Source organism: Priestia sp. YIM B13490, from assembly GCF_042787735.1.
Classification (GTDB): Bacteria; Bacillota; Bacilli; order Bacillales; family Bacillaceae_H; genus Priestia; species Priestia megaterium.
In genome coordinates, this window is record NZ_JBHZOT010000002.1 from 611902 (window position 1) to 629789 (window position 17888).

The window sequence follows — 17888 nt, forward strand, 5'->3', positions numbered from 1 at the left end:
ACAAATAATAACATGGAAAAGTGAAGTTGACAATCTTTTTATTAAAAAAAATCACTTCATTAAGAAGTGATTTTTCTTTCATTAGATATTAGCGTCTAGTTTCTTAAATAATTTCAAAAATTGCTCTTGATCTTTCGGTTCATAGCAAGAAAAGAAATGAGCAATCATCTTTTGCACAATTTCATTTGCTTCTTCAATCACTTGTTCACCTTTAGCTGTTAACTCAATGTTTACTTTGCGGCGATCCTCTTTAGAGTGATAGCGTGAAACTAACTCTAAGTCTATTAAACGATTAATAACAGGAGTAATCGCACTAGGCTTGACGCGCATCTCTTCTGCCAGCTTGGTTACCCCAATGTGACTGCACTTACCGATAATTAATAAGATATGATATTGAAAAGGTGTAATCCCTTGTGAAAGTAACCTTTCTTTTATCTCTGTCATTACCTTTTTGTTAAGGGATATCGAAATTCTCTGGACCTCTTCAATAAATGTGAGCTGTTCCATGTTTTGACGTCCCCTTTCTTATAATCAGGGAGTCGATGTTAACATGTCAGCCCCCTGCTGCACTCCAAGCGAAACCTAGCCTGGGGAGAGCGGCTGGTTTCGCAGAATGCTTATAACCTATTTTCTATCTATTTTATTCCGTACTATTATAATAGAAGAAACTCATTCACTATCGTTTTTCTTAAACGATCTTAAAGCCTTACGAAAAGCGTCATCATTCATAACGTCACGTTCTTCTTTTGTAAAAACCGTGTTGTCTTTTTCGCCTTCTCTAAACTTTTGCAGCACTTGACGATACATATCATCGTTCATGACATCTTTTTCTTTCTTATATCTAGATGTTCTTGTTTCCGTCTTGGCCTGCGGCTCTTTTGGCTCTTCTTTTGGTGCTTCAGGTTTTTTTTCTGCCACTTTTTTCTCTTCTACTTTTGGCTCTTTAGGAGCATTTGAAGCAGCCGCTTCTTTTTTAGGTGGAACTGTACGCTGGCGCTTAGAAGATGATGCTTTAGCATTCATTGTAATAATTAGTACAACCAGAATCACAGCTACAACGATCAGTAAAATACCTAACATACTGTCACCTACTGTCCTTGTGTCATTCGTTTAGTCACTTGAACAACACGTTCTCCTAACGCTTTACCTAGCGCTTGGTCGTTCTCTGTTAATAATTCGTCACCTTCGATTGGACAAGTAATTCCCACACCGTAATAAGTACCGTACAGCGCATTTTCTGGAATGTTACCTGGTAAGCCAGCGATAACCATTCCTTGATGAAGCATAGGTGTAATTAAATTTAAAAGCGTTGCTTCTAAGCCACCGTGCGTTGTAGCTGTTGTACAGAACACCGCACCTACTTTATCAATTAATTTACCTTCTGCCCATAAATAACCTAATTTATCAATCCACGTTTTTAACCCTGAACTGATTGTTCCAAAATGCCCTGGGCAGCCCCAAATAATAGCATCCATTTCAGGCAGTTCACGTACATCTGCTTCTTCTACATGCTTTACATATACAGTTGCTTCTCCAGACTGCTCAGCGCCAGAAGCAATCGCTTTGGCTAATGCCTCTGTATGTCCGCCTTCACTATCATATACGATACAAATTTTCATCCTTTATCCCTCCGTTGCTTATGAGTTCATATCTTTTGGTGCCGGTAACATACGAATATCGTCTGTTGTTTCTTTTTCTATTTCTTCCACTTCCACTACTGGGTCTTTACGAACATCACGTAGGAAGAAACTTAAAATCAATCCAATAATGGCAATAATAACTGTCCAATAAAACGCGTCGTTAATTCCTTGTACAGTTGCTTGCGCTTGAACTTTTCCAGCTAATGTTGTTAAAGCTTGTTTTTGCGCCTCTGTTTGAGAAAGGTGAAGCGTTTGAGCAATCTTTTGCACAAATGCCTGGAAGTTATTCATAAAGAATGGATCGGATGTAGTCATGGAACTGCTCATTTCATTCACATGATATGTTGTGCGATTTGTAAAGATTGTAGTCATTAAACTGATACCGATTGAACCACTCACCTGACGAAGCGTGTTCGCCATTGATGTACCATGGCTGCTTAATTTTGCCGGCAGCTGATTTAAACCAGCCGTCATAATTGGCATCATCAATAATGACATACCGAATGCACGGATCATATAAATAATAACAATATGACTAAACGGTGTTTCAAGCGTTAATTTTGTAAATTCAAATGTTGTCACAACCGTAATCAACATCCCGACAATCCCTAGTGGACGCGGTCCTAATTTATCAAACAGCGTACCAGAAATTGGTGACATAACTAACATAACAAGTGCACCAGGCAAGATTAATAAACCTGAATCAAATGCTGAATAGCCACGAATGTTTTGCAAGTAAATTGGCAATAAGAACATACCAGCATACATGCTAATTGTGATGGCAATACTAATGATATTAGATAATGAGAAAATACTGTATTTAAATACTCTCACATCAAGTAATGGACTCTTAAGTCGAAGCTGCTGCACGACAAAGATGATTAATAAGACAATACCGCCAATCATCGTTGACAATACAACTGAATCCGTCCAGCCATCGTTTCCAGCTTCACTGAAGCCGTATAGAAGTAAAGCCATACCTGCAAGAGATGTAAACACAGAGATTAGATCTACTTTTACATTTTGAGGTGGTTTAATATCTTTTAATTTAAAAGCTGCAATAATAAGTACGAGCGCACCTAGTGGCACCATTCCCGTAAATAAAATGTGCCAGTCATAGTTTTGAATAACCCATCCTGAAAGCGTCGGTCCAATTGCCGGAGCGAACATCATGGCTAAACCAAAGATACCCATTCCTTTTCCGCGCATATGAGGAGGGAAAATAAATACGATAATGGTCATAACTAGAGGTGCTAGCACTCCGCCTCCGACTGCTTGAACCAGACGTCCGATTAGCATAATCGAGAAAGTCGGCGCAATTCCGCAGATAAGTGCCCCTATTGTAAAGCAGGCCATTGCAAATAAGAATAAGCGACGAACTCCAAAACGTTCAATTAAATAGGCTGATAATGGAATAAGTGCACCATTTACAAGCATATATCCTGTAAGCAACCACTGTGCCGTATTAGCCGTAACGCCAAACTCTGTAATCAGATGCGGGATCGCAACATTTAGCAGCGTTTGGTTTAAAATTGCTAAGAACAATCCAAGCATAAGTACGACTAGCAGCGGAATATGCTTTTTAACTGAGCTTTCCTCTGGTTGTATCGTGTTTGCTGACATCAGTTCCTTCCTCCTTTCTTCTCTTCTTAATCATGTACGTTCTTAGTTTTTAGAGATTTTAACTTCTGCGTTCATACCTGGTAGTACGTTTTCAGAGTAGTTAGAAATAGAGATTTTAACAGGAACTGTTTGTGATACTTTCGTATAGTTGCCGTCTGAATTAGAACTTGGCATTAATGAGAAAATTGAGTTTGTTGCATAACCGATTTCTTCTACTTTTCCATCGATTGTTGTTTTAGTATCTCCGTCAACTGTTACATCAACGTCATCGCCAGCTTCAATATCTTTTAATTTGTCTTCTTTAATGTTTGCAATGATGAATAAGTTATTCATATCTACTTCGCTAGCAATTTGTTGACCAGCTTGAACCATTTGATTTTCTTTTACCTGTGTTTTGATGATTTTACCGTCTTCTGGTACTGTAACTGTTTTTTCTCCATCTTCTGATTGGATTTTAGCTACCTCATCATCTTTTGAAACATCTTTACCTTCTTCAACGTTCCAGCTTGCTACTTTACCTGCCGCTGGCGCTACTACTGTATAAAGGTCGCCGGACACTTTTGCATTGTCTGTGGATACATAATTAGATTTTTGAATATAATAGTATCCCCCACCAATAATTAAAGCTAATACTACAATAATTCCGATAAAGTTCATTAAAATTAAACGCCCTCTTGACATTTATTTTACCTCCTTAATATTTCATTCAGTTAAGTATTACGCTAGATAACTTTATCACAAAGATATTTAGTTGTAAATAACTTTGATTTTAATTTATTTTTAAAACTAAACATTTATGTTTCATAAAGTTTTCCCGACTGAATACTTTACTACATCTTTAACTGAAATACAACTTAAAAGTTTTGGTTTCTTTACAAGTACTTTACTTTACTTTAAAGTTAGATATATAAGCATAGGGTTATACACAAAAACAGCTTCTTTTTTCGGAACAAACTCCCTATATACATAAACCACAATAGGTAACTAGCAGCAATTGTTTAACACCTATAATGATAAAGAAAAGGTGATTATAATGGATCAGCAGTTAATAGATAAACTAGAAAAACTTGACCAAGTTAAAACCTCATTATTTGAACTCAAGCGAAAGCTCTTGGAAGATAAAATCAGTGAGCAGCCCTATAATTTGACCATTACGAAATTTTTAATTCTAAAATTCATTGGAGTCAGCTCTAAACGTATGGTAGCCGAAATTTCTTCAAATCTAAAGCTAACCTCCGGGGCTACTACCATTTTATTAAATCAATTAGAAGCTGATGCACTCATTAAGCGCGTACGTGACCAAAAAGACCGCCGAATTGTATGGATATCCTTAACAGAGGCTGGCGAAACATTAGTGAACTATGTAATTGAGCAGCGGAATTTATTTTGGCAAGACATGCTTTTTGCTCTAACTCCTGAAGAACAGGATGAGTACCTCCGCATGCTTGAAAAAATGGAAAAACGAATTAGACAAACTGTAGATCGTTAATGCTAAAAAGCGTGTGTTCATTTATTTTATGGACACACGCTTTTTATGACCCGCTACTATTGACGAGTTTAGTAAGCTTTTTGTTTGCTGTCTTTAAAATTCAGGATTATTTTTCAAAAATCCACTCCAAGCCTGTGCTGTAGCTTTCTCAATTTCTTCTTTGGAAGCATGAAGCCTCTTAGCGCTGTCTCCATAGCCAATTTCGATTTTACCTTTTTTCAATTCTTCAAATATCGAATCGGCAAAGTCATCAAGCGGTGCTCCAAATGTATGAAGTCCCGGTCCTCCCAAATCCGTGTTCACGGCTGGAGGAAGAATTTCTATCACTTCGGTATTTGTTTCTTCTAATTGATGTCTTAGACTAATCGTAAACGACCTTAATGCCGCTTTTGTTGCGCTGTAGATTGGCACCCATGCTCCAGGTGTTAAAGACAGCCCGGAAGTAACGTTAATAACCGCAGCACCTTCTTGCTGAACGAAATGAGGAATCAATAACGACGTTAAATGAATAGGAGCACTTACATTACTCATTAGTTCTTTTTCGTAATACTGCCACTCTTTGTGCATGTGTAAAAGATTTACGCGCTGCTGAATGCCTGCATTATTCACAATAACATTTAATTTCGGGAATCTTTCAGTCGCCCATTTTACTAGCTCTACTCTGCTTTCTTCTATTGATACATCGCACACTTTTGTATGTAATGAAGGGAATTTTTCTTTTGCTTCTTGCAGCTTTGACTCCCTTCTTCCACAAATAATAACTTCATTTCCTTCATTTAAAAACCGTTCTGCAAGCGACAACCCAATTCCTGATGCTCCGCCCGTAATTAAAATAGTGTTTTCTGACATCTTCATTACTTTTCCTCCTCGTTCAACCATCGCATTTACTCTTTAATAAACAAAGCGCTACTGCATGAATGACAATAGCGCTTTGTTTATTATTTATCTTACAAGACGTTTTAGTCTTGCTTTAAAATTAAAAGTCAAAGTTATCCGGATCAGGACCTACGCGATGATTTTGATTTAATGCGTTAATTTTTTCAACTTCATCTGCATTTAATTCAAAATCAAATACGTCTGCATTTTGGATAATACGATGTTCTTTTGTTGACTTAGGAATAGTTACTACTTCGTTTTGCAAGTCCCAACGTAAGATAACTTGAGCAGTTGATTTTCCGTGCTTTTCAGCAATTTGAGTTAACACTTCGTTATCAAGCAGCTCACCTTGTGCAAGCGGTGACCATGCTTCCACTTGGATTCCTTGTTTTTTGCAGTATTCACGCACTTCTGTTTGTGTTAAAAGTGGATGAAATTCGATTTGGTTTACCATCGGCTTGACTTCTGCATCTGCAATCAAGTCTTCTAAATGATGTACTTGGAAATTCGATACGCCGATTGCACGAATTTTCCCGTCTTTATAAAGCTTTTCAAGTGCTTTCCACGTATCTTTATACTTACCTTCAACTGGCCAGTGAATTAAGTATAAATCTAAATATTTAAGCCCTAGCTTGTTTAAGCTTGTTTCAAACGCTTGAATAGTTGTGTCATATCCTTGATCTGCATTCCACACTTTTGATGTAACAAACAGTTCTTCGCGAGAAACACCTGATTCTTTGATCGCTTGTCCCACGCCTTCTTCATTTTCATAAATTTTAGCCGTATCAATGCTTTTATATCCAGCTTTGATTGCATATTTAACTGAATCTACAACTTCTTGACCATCTTCTACTTTATAAACACCTAAACCTAACCAAGGCATTTTAACGCCGTTTGCTAAGGTCGTAGTTGACTGTAAGTTTTCCATGTTGCTGTTCATCCCCTTTTTTTACTATTGAATTATTCGTAAAGAGTAATTGCTTGTGAAATTTGTTCTGCGCACTGTTTAACAAGTGCAGCATGTTCTTCGTCTTTCTCTTGTGAAATACGGAAGGATGGACCTGATAAAGCAATAGCCGCCATTATTTTTCCTTTTCTGAAAATAGGGGCTGCAATACAGCGAACGCCCGGCTCCCGTTCTTCATCGTCGACAGCATATCCTCTTTCCTTACTTAAAGCTAAATCAGCTTCAAGCTCGTCCAGCTCGGTGATCGTTCGATCTGTATAAGCTTCAAGCGAAAGTTCATGAAGAATAGATTTTTGTACGCTGTCCTCTTGATAAGCAAGAATACACTTTCCAATAGCATTTGCATGAAGCGGCTTTTTATTTCCTACTTCAGAATGCGTACGAGTGCTATATTGCCCGTTAACCACCTGAGTTGTAACCATTTGTTTATGATGGAGAATTCCCGCATAAATGGTCTCTTTGGTCTCTTCACTCAGCTTCTGCATAGCAGGAACAGAGAGCCAATTCATTTCATAGTTCGTATGCATCGTATTTTGCACGAGTGCCAGCACCAGTTGCGGTGAAACCGTATAGCGGTTAGACGGGTTTCTTACAATAAATCCGTTTTGCTCAAGCGTGCTCACAAGACGATACATCGTACTCTTATTAAAACCGAGCGCTTCCATCATTTCTGGAATAGTCATATTCGGACGGTTTAAAAGCAAAGAGAAGATATCTAATCCTTTTTTTAAAGTTCCAACCTCGGACATGCCCTTCTTCCTCCTTTTATCCGAACAACAATTTTATTATAAAACAAAGCTCTTTATCGTATCAAATAAGGAAACTACACTAAGTTATTTTCCCTATATAAGAGAATACATAACGTAATTGTTCTTCTTAATCTATTCCACTGTTTTTTCTATTTAAACATAAAAAAAGTCTTAACAATAGAATTTTTTTACATTTTTTGAAATTAGTTTTGCTTTTCACTCGTTAACTTCTTCAAATCGCTTCAGCTGCTCCAGCTGATTTTCCTTTTTCATAATTTCTTTCTGACGCTCACCTAGTAAATCGAAATGAGGATAGCCGGATCGATTATCAATATACTTAGCGGGAATACCATACTTTTTTCCCCACTTAATCAGCTTATTTAAGTCACTGCAACCTACTTTTGTTACGGTAGTTGCATGTGGAAAACGCTCATCAAGCCAATAATGAGTTAAAAACGCGATCTCTCCTCGCTTAACAGCTGCTTTCCATGCGTTTAGTTCCGGGCGTTTAATTCCAAATGCCATTCTTTCACCTTTTCTCTTTTATATAAGTAGTCACATGATTTGTTTACTATAAAGAAAAAATATCATTCATATAGAAATCTTTCATAATATCTTGTCTATTTATAACCATCTCTAAATAATAGCTTATTTTCTCAACCTGTTTCCTCTCTAAGCATTATTGTGTGCTTATGATTCTATCATCATCTTCTTTTCTTTTTCAAAAGATCAAACAAACAAATAATGTTTAAATAATAAAGAAAAGCCTTATATATAAGAAACTAAGGATTAATTTCAACATTTCTTTTGCGAATGATTTTTCCTTTGTATTAAATGTTGTTCTTTTTTTATTATGTCAGTATGCATTTATTACGAACCTTCAGTATATTAAAAAACCTACACAGTTACCATTCTCACAAAAAGACAGAATTTACTTTTTATTCCGAAAATAATATAATTCAAGTGGTATGAAGCTTTTCGCTTCATCTATTTATTATCAAAGGGGGAATTCCGCTTGGCGATGAATGAAAATTCTTTAAAGAAGGTAAACAATGCTTCTTCCTCTCCTGATTACACAGAAATTGTACAGTCTGCTTCATTTCAAAAGCTTTTGAAACAAAAACGCAATTTTATTTTACCGCTCTCTCTGTTTTTTCTTGCTTTTTATTTTACCTTGCCTATCTTAACGGCTTACACAACCGTCCTAAACAAACCAGCTTTTGCTTCTATGACCTGGGCGTGGGTATTTGCTTTTACACAGTTTGTGATGACCTGGACCCTATGCATTCTATACACAAAAAGAGCCTCGAAATTCGATGAACTTGTTGACACGATTAAAAAAGAAGCTGCAAATTAAATAGGGGGTTAAATGAATGAACGTACTAGCTTTTTCACTTTTTTTAGCCATTGTAGGTCTTACGCTAATCATTACGTATGCGGCATCCAAGCGGACAAAAACGACCAGTGACTTTTATACAGCAGATGGAAGTTTAACCGGCTGGCAAAACGGTATGGCAATTGCCGGAGATTATATGTCTGCTGCATCATTTTTAGGCATAGCTGGAATGGTAGCGCTTTCTGGATTTGACGGTTTTTTTTACAGCATCGGCTTTTTAGTTGCCTACCTGGTTGTGTTATACATTGTAGCTGAACCCCTTCGCAACTTAGGAAAGTACACGATGGCAGATATGATAGCAGCTCGTTTTAACGAAAAGAAAGTGCGGGGAGTTGCTGCGTTAAACACGATCACCATTTCCATTTTTTATATGATTGCGCAGCTTGTTGGAGCAGGAGCATTAATTCATTTATTACTTGGTCTAGATTACGTGTACTCTGTCTTGATTGTCGGCGTCTTGATGACGGTTTACGTTGTATTTGGAGGAATGACAGCGACTAGCTGGGTGCAGATTGTCAAAGCCTTGCTTCTGATGATTGGCACGTTCATTATTTCCATTATCGTATTTTCAAAATTTGATTTTAGCTTAGCTAAAATGTTTTCCGAGATGAAAACTGCAACTCCTCTTGGTGACGGCTTTTTAAATCCAGGAAATAAATTCAAAAATCCGCTGGACATGATTTCGTTGAATTTAGCTCTTGTTCTTGGTACAGCAGGCCTGCCTCATATCCTTATTCGTTTCTTCACAGTAAAAGATGCCATCACCGCAAGAAAGTCTGTTATTTATGCAACGTGGATCATTGGCGTTTTTTACATTATGACAATCTTTTTAGGATTCGGTGCTGCTGCTTTTGTAGGATATGATGATATTATCAAAGCAAATGCAGCAGGAAATATGGCGGCTCCTCTGCTCGCTCAAGTTCTTGGCGGAGACTTTCTTTTTGCGTTCGTTTCAGCTGTAGCATTTGCTACAATTTTAGCTGTTGTAGCTGGACTGGTGCTCTCAGCAGCTTCAGCATTCGCGCACGACTTCTATAGTCATATTCTGCGTAAAGGAGCTGCTACTGAAAAAGAACAGGTAGTGGCTGCACGATGGGCTTCTATTGGGGTATCCATTTTATCTATTATTCTTGCATTATTTGCTCAAAACATGAACGTGGCATTTTTAGTGGCACTTGCGTTTGCGGTAGCAGCGAGCGCTAACTTGCCAATTATTCTTCTCACTATTTTTTGGAAACGTTTTAATACAGCAGGAGCAGTCACTGGCATGCTGGTTGGACTATTCAGCTCCCTGTTTTTAGTTGCCATTAGTCCTAACGTATGGGCACCTGAGCCGGGAGCTGCTATCTTTGTAGGTGAACCGCTCATTACGCTAACAAACCCTGGTATTATCTCTATTCCTCTAGGCTTCTTAGCTGCTTTTATAGGAACACTTCTTTCGTCTAAAAAAGCAGACGAAAAGAAATTTGATGAGATTTTAGTAAAAGCAAATACAGGTATGGGAATCGAAGAGCCCGTCAAGCATTAATGCCAAAAAGCCTTGAAGCAGGTTGCTTCAAGGCTTTTTACTAGAATAAATCTTCTTGTAAACCAATAGCGGAAATTTGTTCATTTCTAAACTTTACAGCTAACATATGCTCTTCTTCCCACGTACATTCAAAAAACAAACCAAGTTCTCTTGTATCATGAGGTGCTTCAGGAACAAAGATTTGAATACACTCAACTAAAAACCCGATGTCTTTTCGCTTTTTTACATTCGGAACTAATAAGTCTACCACGTCTTTTTCAACTTGAGTTCTGTATTCATCTCGCACCTGTTGATAATAATCAAAAAGAGCTTTTTCCGTCCTCTTTAACAATAATTCACCTTGAAGCCAAAATGCTTGAAAGGCCTCTTCTTGTCGTTTTTGAAATGGATTCTCTTTATCTCCATCAATTGTCAGCAACACCTGTTGTTTTTGTCCAAAGAAAGTGACCTGTTTTTCTCCAACCCAGGCCGAGTCATATAACAAAGATCCAAAAAGCGGATGATGTACTCGTAATGTTTGATTCATTGCATACCTGACCCTCTCAAAAAGTGGATTTCTGCTTGCATTGGCGTATAATAAATGGTGCTTGAAACAAACTTCTAAACTTATTCTATGTTACCATATTTTTTACAGAAAGGAGTGCCACAATGTGTGAATACAATTAAATCTTTGTACCCTTACTTAAAACCTTACAAATGGCTCGCGCTGTTTGCCCCGCTATTGATGGTAATTGAAGTGTTAGCTGACCTTCTTCAGCCTACTATTATGCAGCATATCATTGATTATGGCATTGCAAACAACGATCAAACATATGTTATCACTCGAAGTATCCTTATGCTAATGTTAGCAGTCATTGGCTTAGCTGCCGGTATCGTCTGCGCCATCCTTAGCACAAAAGCGGCAGTAAATTTTTCTACCGATATTCGGAAATCGCTTTTTGAAAAAATTGAAAACCTCTCAAACAGCAACAGAGACAAACTAGGGACTGGTCACTTAATTACCGTCATGACAAATGATGTAACGAGTGTTCAAAACGCATTGAATATGACGCTAAAAGTATTAGTTAGAGGTCCTTTACTTTTTGCAGGAAGTATTGTGATCGTGTTATTAACCGCTCGTTCTTTGTTTCCTATTATCGTCGTGGTCGTCCCTATTTTATTTTTATGCATTTGGTTTGTGATCACGAAAGCTGGAAAACTTTTTAAAAAAGTTCAGCAAAGCGTTGATCGTGTAAATACAAAAGTCCAAGAAAATTTATCAGGGATGCGTGTAGTAAAAGCGTATGTAAGAGAATCGTATGAAATCAATCAGTTTAAAGAAGCAAACAGTTCCTTGACGCGAGCTAATATGAGTGCTGTTCAGCTTATTTCGCTTTTAATGCCCGTTATTTTATTTGTCGTAAATATCGGAATGGTAGCTACTCTATGGCTGGGAGGACTTCAAGTCGAAGCAGGAAAAATTGAAGCAGGTGTGATTTTAGCTTTTATTAATTACTTAACGATTATTTTAAACGGACTTATGTCAAGCAGCATGGTGCTGATGCAAATTACACGCGCATTCCCTTCAGCTGAACGAATCGATTCTGTTTTAAAAACAAAAATAGACATCCCTCCAGCAAACTCTGCTGCTCAAATCAACAGACTTAAAGGTGATCTATCGTTTCAAAACGTTACATACAGCTATAGTAAAAATGGCGAAAACGTATTAAAAGATATTTCGTTCACTGCTAGACACGGGGAAACCATTGGCATTATCGGCTCTACTGGAAGCGGGAAGTCGACGCTTGCAAAACTTATTTCCCGCTTATATGATCCTGATGACGGCGAAATCTTCGTAGATGGAAAAAACCTTACGGACTATGACGTAAAAGTGCTTCGCTCATCCATTGGATTTATTCCTCAAAAAGCTACGCTGTTTACCGGCACGATTGATATGAATATTCGAATGGGAAAAGATCAGGCTTCTTCCTCAGAAATTGAAGATGCTGCGGATTTTGCATGCGCAACGGAGTTTATTGAAAAACTTCCAGAAAGATATGAGTATCCTTTAACGCGAGGAGCAACCAATTTATCAGGAGGGCAAAAGCAGCGTCTTTCAATTGCGCGTGCATTTGTTAGAAAGCCCGCTATCCTGGTCATCGATGATGCAACTTCGGCATTAGACGCTGTCTCAGAAGCGCAGGTACTAAAACATTTAAAAGAAGAGTTTGCTGATGCGACCGTTATCATTATTGCTTCTAAAATTTCGTCTCTTCTCCACGCTGATCATATTATCGTCATGGATGAAGGCAAAATTGCTGAACAAGGGACTCATGAAGAATTGCTTCGTTATCGCTCTCTTTATTACGACATTTACCTTGCACAAGGCGGAAAAGAGGTGTTGCCTAGTGAATAACCAAGGTAAAAATCAAATGAGCTCTATTCGCGGCCCTAGAGGAATGATGAAAGGCCCTGTAGTTAAGCCAAAAAATGCGAAAAAAACACTGTACAGAATCTGGTCATATATGGGGAAACGAAAACCTCCGCTTGCGGCTGCGATAATCTTAGTTATTGTGACTTCCCTGCTTAATTTACTAGGCCCTTATTTAATTGGAGTTATTATTGATGAGCATATTATTCCTAAAGATATCAGCGGAACGATACGAATGTCCCTTATTCTTGCAGGAATTTATATTACGACATCTTTGTTAACATGGCTGCAAACCTATTTAATGGTGAACGTTTCGTTTACGACTATTGGAATGCTTCGACAAGATTTATTTGCAAAGCTTCAGACTCTCTCCCTTCGCTTTTTTGACAAACGAGCTCACGGAGAGTTAATGAGCAGAGTCACAAATGATATTGATAATCTAAACAGCGCTCTGAGTCAAAGCGTTATTCAGGCTCTGTCCTCTATTTTGTCTTTAGTCGGCATTACCATTGCGATGTTCTCGCTCAACTGGATTCTTGCCATTATCACGCTGATTGTTATTCCCTTGATGGTTATAATCGTTCGACAAATATTAAAACGAAGCAGTGAAAATTTTGTCAAACGCCAAAAAGACTTAGGTGAGCTAAACGGCTTTGTAGAAGAAGCAATCTCTGGAGGAGAAGTTGTTACGCTTTTTAGTAAGGAAAAAGACTTTTTAACTGTTTTTAATGAACGAAATGAACAGCTGAGAAGTTCAGCAACAAAAGCGGAAACATTTTCAGGCTTTTTAGGTCCTGTCACAAACTTTATTAACAACTTAGGCTTAGCACTAGTGATCGGAGCGGGCGCATTTATGGCTGTTCAAGGTAGCGTTACAGTTGGGATGATCGCTTCATTTGTTAACTACTCACGTCAGTTCTCTCGCCCAATCAGTCAAATGGCAAACTTAGTAAACACCATTCTTTCGGCTATTGCCGGCGCAGAGCGCGTGTTTGCGATTATGGATGAGCAGCCGGACGTCACAAACAAGCCAAACGCTCTTTCTGTTACAAAATTTGCAGGAGACGTTGCTTTTGAGAACGTATCATTTGGCTATAACGATGAAAAAATGATTTTAAAAAATGTTACACTGACAGCAAAAAAAGGTGAAATGGTTGCTTTGGTCGGTCCCACAGGTTCTGGTAAAACAACCATCATTAACTTGCTCACACGATTTTATGACATCTCAAACGGAGACATTAAAATTGACGGACGTTCCATCAGTGACTATAACATCCATGATTTACGAAACCGAATCGGCATTGTTCTTCAAGATACCTATTTATTTTCCGGTACGATTGCGGATAACATTCGATTTGGCCGGTTAGATGCCAGCGACGAAGAAGTGAAAAGCGCAGCTAAAATGGCCAATGCTCATTCGTTTATCAAACATTTGCCGCAGCAATACAATACCGCGATTTCAGCTGGCGGAGGAAATTTAAGTGAAGGTCAAAAGCAGCTTTTATCGATTGCTCGAGCCATGCTTTCTGACTGTGATATTTTAATTTTAGACGAAGCTACTTCCAACATTGATACAAAAACAGAAATTGATATTCAACGAGGAATGAGTAATCTATTAAAAGGAAAAACAAGCTTTGTCATTGCCCACCGCCTTAAAACGATTGAAAATGCAGATCAAATTCTTGTCTTAAAAGACGGACAAATTATTGAAGAAGGAAATCATCGCGAGCTGCTAGAAAAACAAGGGTTTTATCACCAACTCTATACGCAGCAGTTTACGATTTAAAAGAGGTAAAATAAAAAGTATGTTAGTTTAAAGAAGGTCCGAACGAGTAATCGTTCGGACCTTTTCATTGTGCTGGTAAACGTAGGGTTCATCTAGTTAGCTGCTTCTAGCTGTTGATGGGAGGGCAAAGCGAAGACTCCTGCGGGAACAGCGGAAGGGATGAGACCCCCAGGAGCGCAAGCAACGAGGAGGCTCATCAGCCGGCCGCGGAAAGCGAAGCCTTGCACGGAAATCAACAGCGGTGTAATAAATGGTCGATACGAGCTCCTTTATTCCATTTGTTTGTCTTTAGATTGAATTGATGTAGTTATGTCTCAATCTCTTTTTCGTTCTATCATTTATCTATTACAGCTACAATTTTCCCTTTTACTCGACGAGTCGCCAGTTCATCTAATGCTGCTGGCACTTCTTCTAGTGAAATGACTTTTTCCACGAGTGCATTTAGCGTATTTTCTTGTAAAAGCAAAAGCATTTTATTTCCCATCTCAGCAAGTTTTTGCTGTTCTTTTACGTTATTAGACTGATGTACACTCCCTAATGCAACTTGATGAAACGATAGTGGGTGCGCAAACGAAATCGCATTGTTTACATTAGGCGGTCCTGCGATGAATGCAATTTGACCATTAAAAGCAAGAGCCTTTACCGACTCGTCTGCATTGTCTCGTCCAACGGTATCCAAGACTAAATCTACACCGATTCCATCGGTAAGCTCCAGCACTTTTTTCACAAAGTCTTCTTTACGGTAGTCGATTACATAATCAGCACCTAAACTTTTTACAAACTCATGATTGGCAGAAGATGCGGTTGTGAGCACTGTAAGGCCTGCATTTTTGGCAAGCTGAATGGTAAATCCTCCAACCCCTCCAGCACCTGCGTGAATTAAAATTGTTTGTCCTTTTGAAGCGTTCATTTTGTGAAACAATGCTTGATATGCTGTATATCCCGCACATGGAATAGCCGCAGCGTCTTCGAATGAAACCCCTTGCGGAATAAGAGAAACTGTGTGGGCTGTTGTCACCCCGTATTGTGCAAACCCGCCTTTTTTTGATAAATCGCTATGATATACAACGCGGTCTCCGACTTTGACAGCTGTGACTTCTTCTCCCACTTCCTCGACAACGCCCGCTGAATCAAGTCCTAATACGTGAGGATATGTCCAACTAGGATTACCGCTGTTTCCTGTTTTATAATCTACAGGGTTCAAAGCAGTAGCTTTAATTTTAACTAAAATTTCACCTTTAGCTGGATGTGGCTTTTGGATATTTCCGACTTTCATCTCACTTACTTTCCCTTTGCCTTCTAGCAGTAAAGCTTTCATCAAGATCTCCCCTTTTACATTTCTTCCTTCAATTAAAAGTTCTTTTTCAGTATAATAAATACATGTTGTTTACAAAAGACGGCACTTTCATGTAACCAGGTACCTTCCCGGTAACCTAGGTCTATGGATATTAAATTATTATATCCATATTTCATATCTGTTTATGAATGGAGGATTAACGGTGAAAGCACCCCACTATAATGTACCTGTTGAAGCAACGCTTGAAGTAATCGGCGGGAAATGGAAAGTCGTTATTTTATGCTTATTAAAAGAAGGTGAAAAACGTTTTAGTGAACTTCAGCGAGCTATGCCTGCTATTACCAAAAAAATGCTGTCTCAACAGCTAAAAGAATTAGAAAAAGACGGTGTGGTTAATAGAAAAGTATACAATGAAGTTCCTCCTAAAGTAGAGTACTCACTCAGTGAAGAAGGCGAAACCTTACGAGAAATTTTAAATATGATGTGCGCATGGGGAGATAGAAGAATGGGAAACACCCCAAATTGCAGCTAAGTTCTCCTAGCGGCTCTGTTAAAACAAACGAATAGCTATTGCCAGGAGCTATTCGTTTTTGTTTTATCTATTCTCCTACTCTTTCTTGCAATTAGCCCCTGTGTAAGAACATCTGACAACACTATAGAATTCTTTCGCATTTTCAGCTATGATGATGTCGAACGATGCAGCCAGAATTGTCGAAATAAAACTCAAGAATGATAGGTGATTCAATGATGCAATTAGGTTTAGATTTATCCCAAAAACAACTATTAAAATTGGCCATGACACCTGAATTACGTCAGTCTATCAACATTTTAAATTATTCTACGGCCGATTTAGTTCATTATCTTCATCAGCAAGTCAATGAAAATCCTGTGATTAAACTGTCTGCTGGCGACTCTCAGCAAAAAGATTCATTTGATACTCGAGAACAGCGTTCATATTCAAAAGGTTATACCGATGACGATTATAATCCGTTTAATTATATATCTGATCAAACTGTGACATTAGAGAGTCATTTATTAGAGCAGCTGTCTATGCTAAATCATTTACACTCACACCAAAAACACATCGTTCAATTTCTAATTGGAAACTTAAATAAAAACGGCTTTTTAGCAATTGAGCCAAAATTGGCAGCCGAACTGCTGAATGTTTCAATTAACGAAGTCAACGATATGATTCACGTTTTACAAAGCTTTGATCCGATTGGCGTGGGCGCTCAAAATTTTGTCGATTCACTACTTATTCAAATTAAGGCCAAAAAGTCAAAGCCTCCTCTTTTATACGACGTGGTAAAACACGATATTGAAGATATTGCTAACAAAAAATATCGGAACATTTCAAAAAAATACTCTATTTCGATGCGTGAAGTACAAGAAATTGTTGACTGCTTGCGGACATTAAATCCTCGTCCAGCAGGAGATTTCCACGTCCCGCTTACAAAGTACATCTCGCCTGATGTAACGGTACAAAAAGTTGACGGCCGCTATCATGTTATTCTTCATAGCGAGCTGCTTCCGCCCATCGAAATTAACGGCACCTATCAAAAGCTGGTTCATCGCTCTGCATGCGTAACAACCGATCGATACGTACAGGAAAAAATTCATGAAGCTACTTGGCTAATCAATAGTATTGAGCAGCGTAATGCGACGATTTACAACGTGTCCAAAGCCATTGTGGAACATCAGCAAGATTTTTTTGAAATGGGTATTTCGGGGCTAAAGCCGCTTAACTTAAAAGATATTGCTCAAAAAATAGACTGTCACGAATCAACGGTAAGTCGTGCGACTAACGGAAAGTATATTCAAACGCCACGCGGGCTGTTTGAGTTAAAATACTTTTTCACCAATTCTTTAGAGCGAACTGATGGCGAACAAAGCAATTCTACTGCCTTTATAAAAGAAAAAATCAAAACATTAATTGCCGAAGAAAATAAATTAAAACCTCTTTCAGATCAAAAGCTCATGTCTCTTCTTTCCAGCGAAGGAATTCAGATTTCAAGAAGAACAGTAGCTAAATACCGTGAAGAAGCAGGAATTGAAAGTTCTTCTAAGCGGCGACGATTTTAATATTGCTTATTCTAAATTACAGCTTTATCCCTACTAAAAAGAACC

Annotated in this window: 18 protein-coding genes; 7 read left to right on the plus strand and 11 right to left on the minus strand. The window is 38.2% G+C overall.

Going from position 1 to position 17888, the window contains the following annotated elements; translation table 11 throughout:
• Positions 1 to 81 precede the first annotated feature (81 nt).
• From ACFX4R_RS08465 to ACFX4R_RS08485, 5 genes are all read right to left on the minus strand, one after another.
• On the minus strand, positions 82 to 507 hold the full coding sequence (locus ACFX4R_RS08465; protein WP_013055628.1) for a MarR family winged helix-turn-helix transcriptional regulator: 426 nt from the start codon (positions 505 to 507) through the stop codon (positions 82 to 84).
• Between the two features lie 162 nt (positions 508 to 669).
• Positions 670 to 1080, minus strand: a complete 411-nt coding sequence (locus ACFX4R_RS08470; RefSeq protein WP_162213679.1) for a hypothetical protein — start codon at positions 1078 to 1080, stop codon at positions 670 to 672.
• An 8-nt stretch (positions 1081 to 1088) separates the two neighbouring features.
• Positions 1089 to 1619, minus strand: a complete 531-nt coding sequence (locus ACFX4R_RS08475) for an NAD(P)H-dependent oxidoreductase (RefSeq protein WP_377569352.1) — start codon at positions 1617 to 1619, stop codon at positions 1089 to 1091.
• 18 nt (positions 1620 to 1637) lie between these two features.
• Positions 1638 to 3263 carry a DHA2 family efflux MFS transporter permease subunit gene (locus ACFX4R_RS08480; protein WP_237074548.1) on the minus strand — a complete coding sequence of 542 codons (1626 nt, stop codon included), beginning with the start codon at positions 3261 to 3263 and terminating at the stop codon, positions 1638 to 1640.
• A gap of 42 nt (positions 3264 to 3305) precedes the next feature.
• Complete coding sequence (locus ACFX4R_RS08485; RefSeq protein WP_013055624.1) at positions 3306 to 3944, minus strand: biotin/lipoyl-containing protein; 639 nt, start codon at positions 3942 to 3944, stop codon at positions 3306 to 3308.
• Positions 3945 to 4296: 352 nt separating this feature from the next.
• On the opposite strand from ACFX4R_RS08485, the gene ACFX4R_RS08490 reads away from it, so the two are divergent.
• Entirely contained in the window at positions 4297 to 4752 is a 456-nt protein-coding gene (locus ACFX4R_RS08490; RefSeq protein ID WP_043980161.1) for a MarR family winged helix-turn-helix transcriptional regulator, read from the plus strand.
• 93 nt (positions 4753 to 4845) lie between these two features.
• On the opposite strand, the gene ACFX4R_RS08495 is transcribed toward ACFX4R_RS08490, so the two are convergent.
• The 4 genes from ACFX4R_RS08495 to ACFX4R_RS08510 all read right to left on the minus strand — a co-directional run bounded on the left by ACFX4R_RS08495 (position 4846) and on the right by ACFX4R_RS08510 (position 7869).
• Positions 4846 to 5607, minus strand: coding sequence for an SDR family oxidoreductase (locus ACFX4R_RS08495; protein WP_028407631.1), 762 nt, complete (start codon positions 5605 to 5607; stop codon positions 4846 to 4848).
• Positions 5608 to 5728: 121 nt separating this feature from the next.
• Positions 5729 to 6556, minus strand: a complete 828-nt coding sequence (locus ACFX4R_RS08500) for an aldo/keto reductase (protein ID WP_377569354.1) — start codon at positions 6554 to 6556, stop codon at positions 5729 to 5731.
• A 32-nt stretch (positions 6557 to 6588) separates the two neighbouring features.
• Entirely contained in the window at positions 6589 to 7344 is a 756-nt protein-coding gene (locus tag ACFX4R_RS08505; protein WP_013081930.1) for an IclR family transcriptional regulator, read from the minus strand.
• Positions 7345 to 7560: 216 nt separating this feature from the next.
• On the minus strand, positions 7561 to 7869 hold the full coding sequence (locus ACFX4R_RS08510; protein WP_013055618.1) for a hypothetical protein: 309 nt from the start codon (positions 7867 to 7869) through the stop codon (positions 7561 to 7563).
• 496 nt (positions 7870 to 8365) lie between these two features.
• On the opposite strand from ACFX4R_RS08510, the gene ACFX4R_RS08515 reads away from it, so the two are divergent.
• A complete protein-coding gene (locus ACFX4R_RS08515) occupies positions 8366 to 8701 on the plus strand; it encodes a DUF485 domain-containing protein (RefSeq protein WP_377569460.1) in 336 nt (111 codons plus the stop codon).
• A 16-nt stretch (positions 8702 to 8717) separates the two neighbouring features.
• Positions 8718 to 10268: a solute symporter family protein gene (locus ACFX4R_RS08520; protein WP_013081928.1), complete on the plus strand. Its 1551-nt coding sequence runs from the start codon at positions 8718 to 8720 to the stop codon at positions 10266 to 10268.
• 40 nt (positions 10269 to 10308) lie between these two features.
• On the opposite strand, the gene ACFX4R_RS08525 is transcribed toward ACFX4R_RS08520, so the two are convergent.
• Entirely contained in the window at positions 10309 to 10794 is a 486-nt protein-coding gene (locus ACFX4R_RS08525; protein ID WP_060744909.1) for a DUF6985 domain-containing protein, read from the minus strand.
• Positions 10795 to 10920: 126 nt separating this feature from the next.
• On the opposite strand from ACFX4R_RS08525, the gene ACFX4R_RS08530 reads away from it, so the two are divergent.
• Together ACFX4R_RS08530 and ACFX4R_RS08535 are read left to right on the plus strand one after the other, a co-directional pair.
• On the plus strand, positions 10921 to 12663 hold the full coding sequence (locus ACFX4R_RS08530; RefSeq protein WP_074893984.1) for an ABC transporter ATP-binding protein: 1743 nt from the start codon (positions 10921 to 10923) through the stop codon (positions 12661 to 12663).
• A 16-nt stretch (positions 12664 to 12679) separates the two neighbouring features.
• Entirely contained in the window at positions 12680 to 14464 is a 1785-nt protein-coding gene (locus tag ACFX4R_RS08535) for an ABC transporter ATP-binding protein (RefSeq protein WP_043980631.1), read from the plus strand.
• Positions 14465 to 14798: 334 nt separating this feature from the next.
• On the opposite strand, the gene ACFX4R_RS08540 is transcribed toward ACFX4R_RS08535, so the two are convergent.
• Entirely contained in the window at positions 14799 to 15782 is a 984-nt protein-coding gene (locus tag ACFX4R_RS08540) for a zinc-binding dehydrogenase (RefSeq protein ID WP_377569357.1), read from the minus strand.
• Positions 15783 to 15945: 163 nt separating this feature from the next.
• Between ACFX4R_RS08540 and ACFX4R_RS08545 the strand changes: the two genes are divergently transcribed.
• Together ACFX4R_RS08545 and rpoN are read left to right on the plus strand one after the other, a co-directional pair.
• Complete coding sequence (locus tag ACFX4R_RS08545; protein WP_034668472.1) at positions 15946 to 16293, plus strand: winged helix-turn-helix transcriptional regulator; 348 nt, start codon at positions 15946 to 15948, stop codon at positions 16291 to 16293.
• Positions 16294 to 16508: 215 nt separating this feature from the next.
• Positions 16509 to 17843, plus strand: coding sequence for an RNA polymerase factor sigma-54 (rpoN, locus tag ACFX4R_RS08550; protein ID WP_043980184.1), 1335 nt, complete (start codon positions 16509 to 16511; stop codon positions 17841 to 17843).
• The last annotated feature ends 45 nt before the right edge of the window (positions 17844 to 17888 follow it).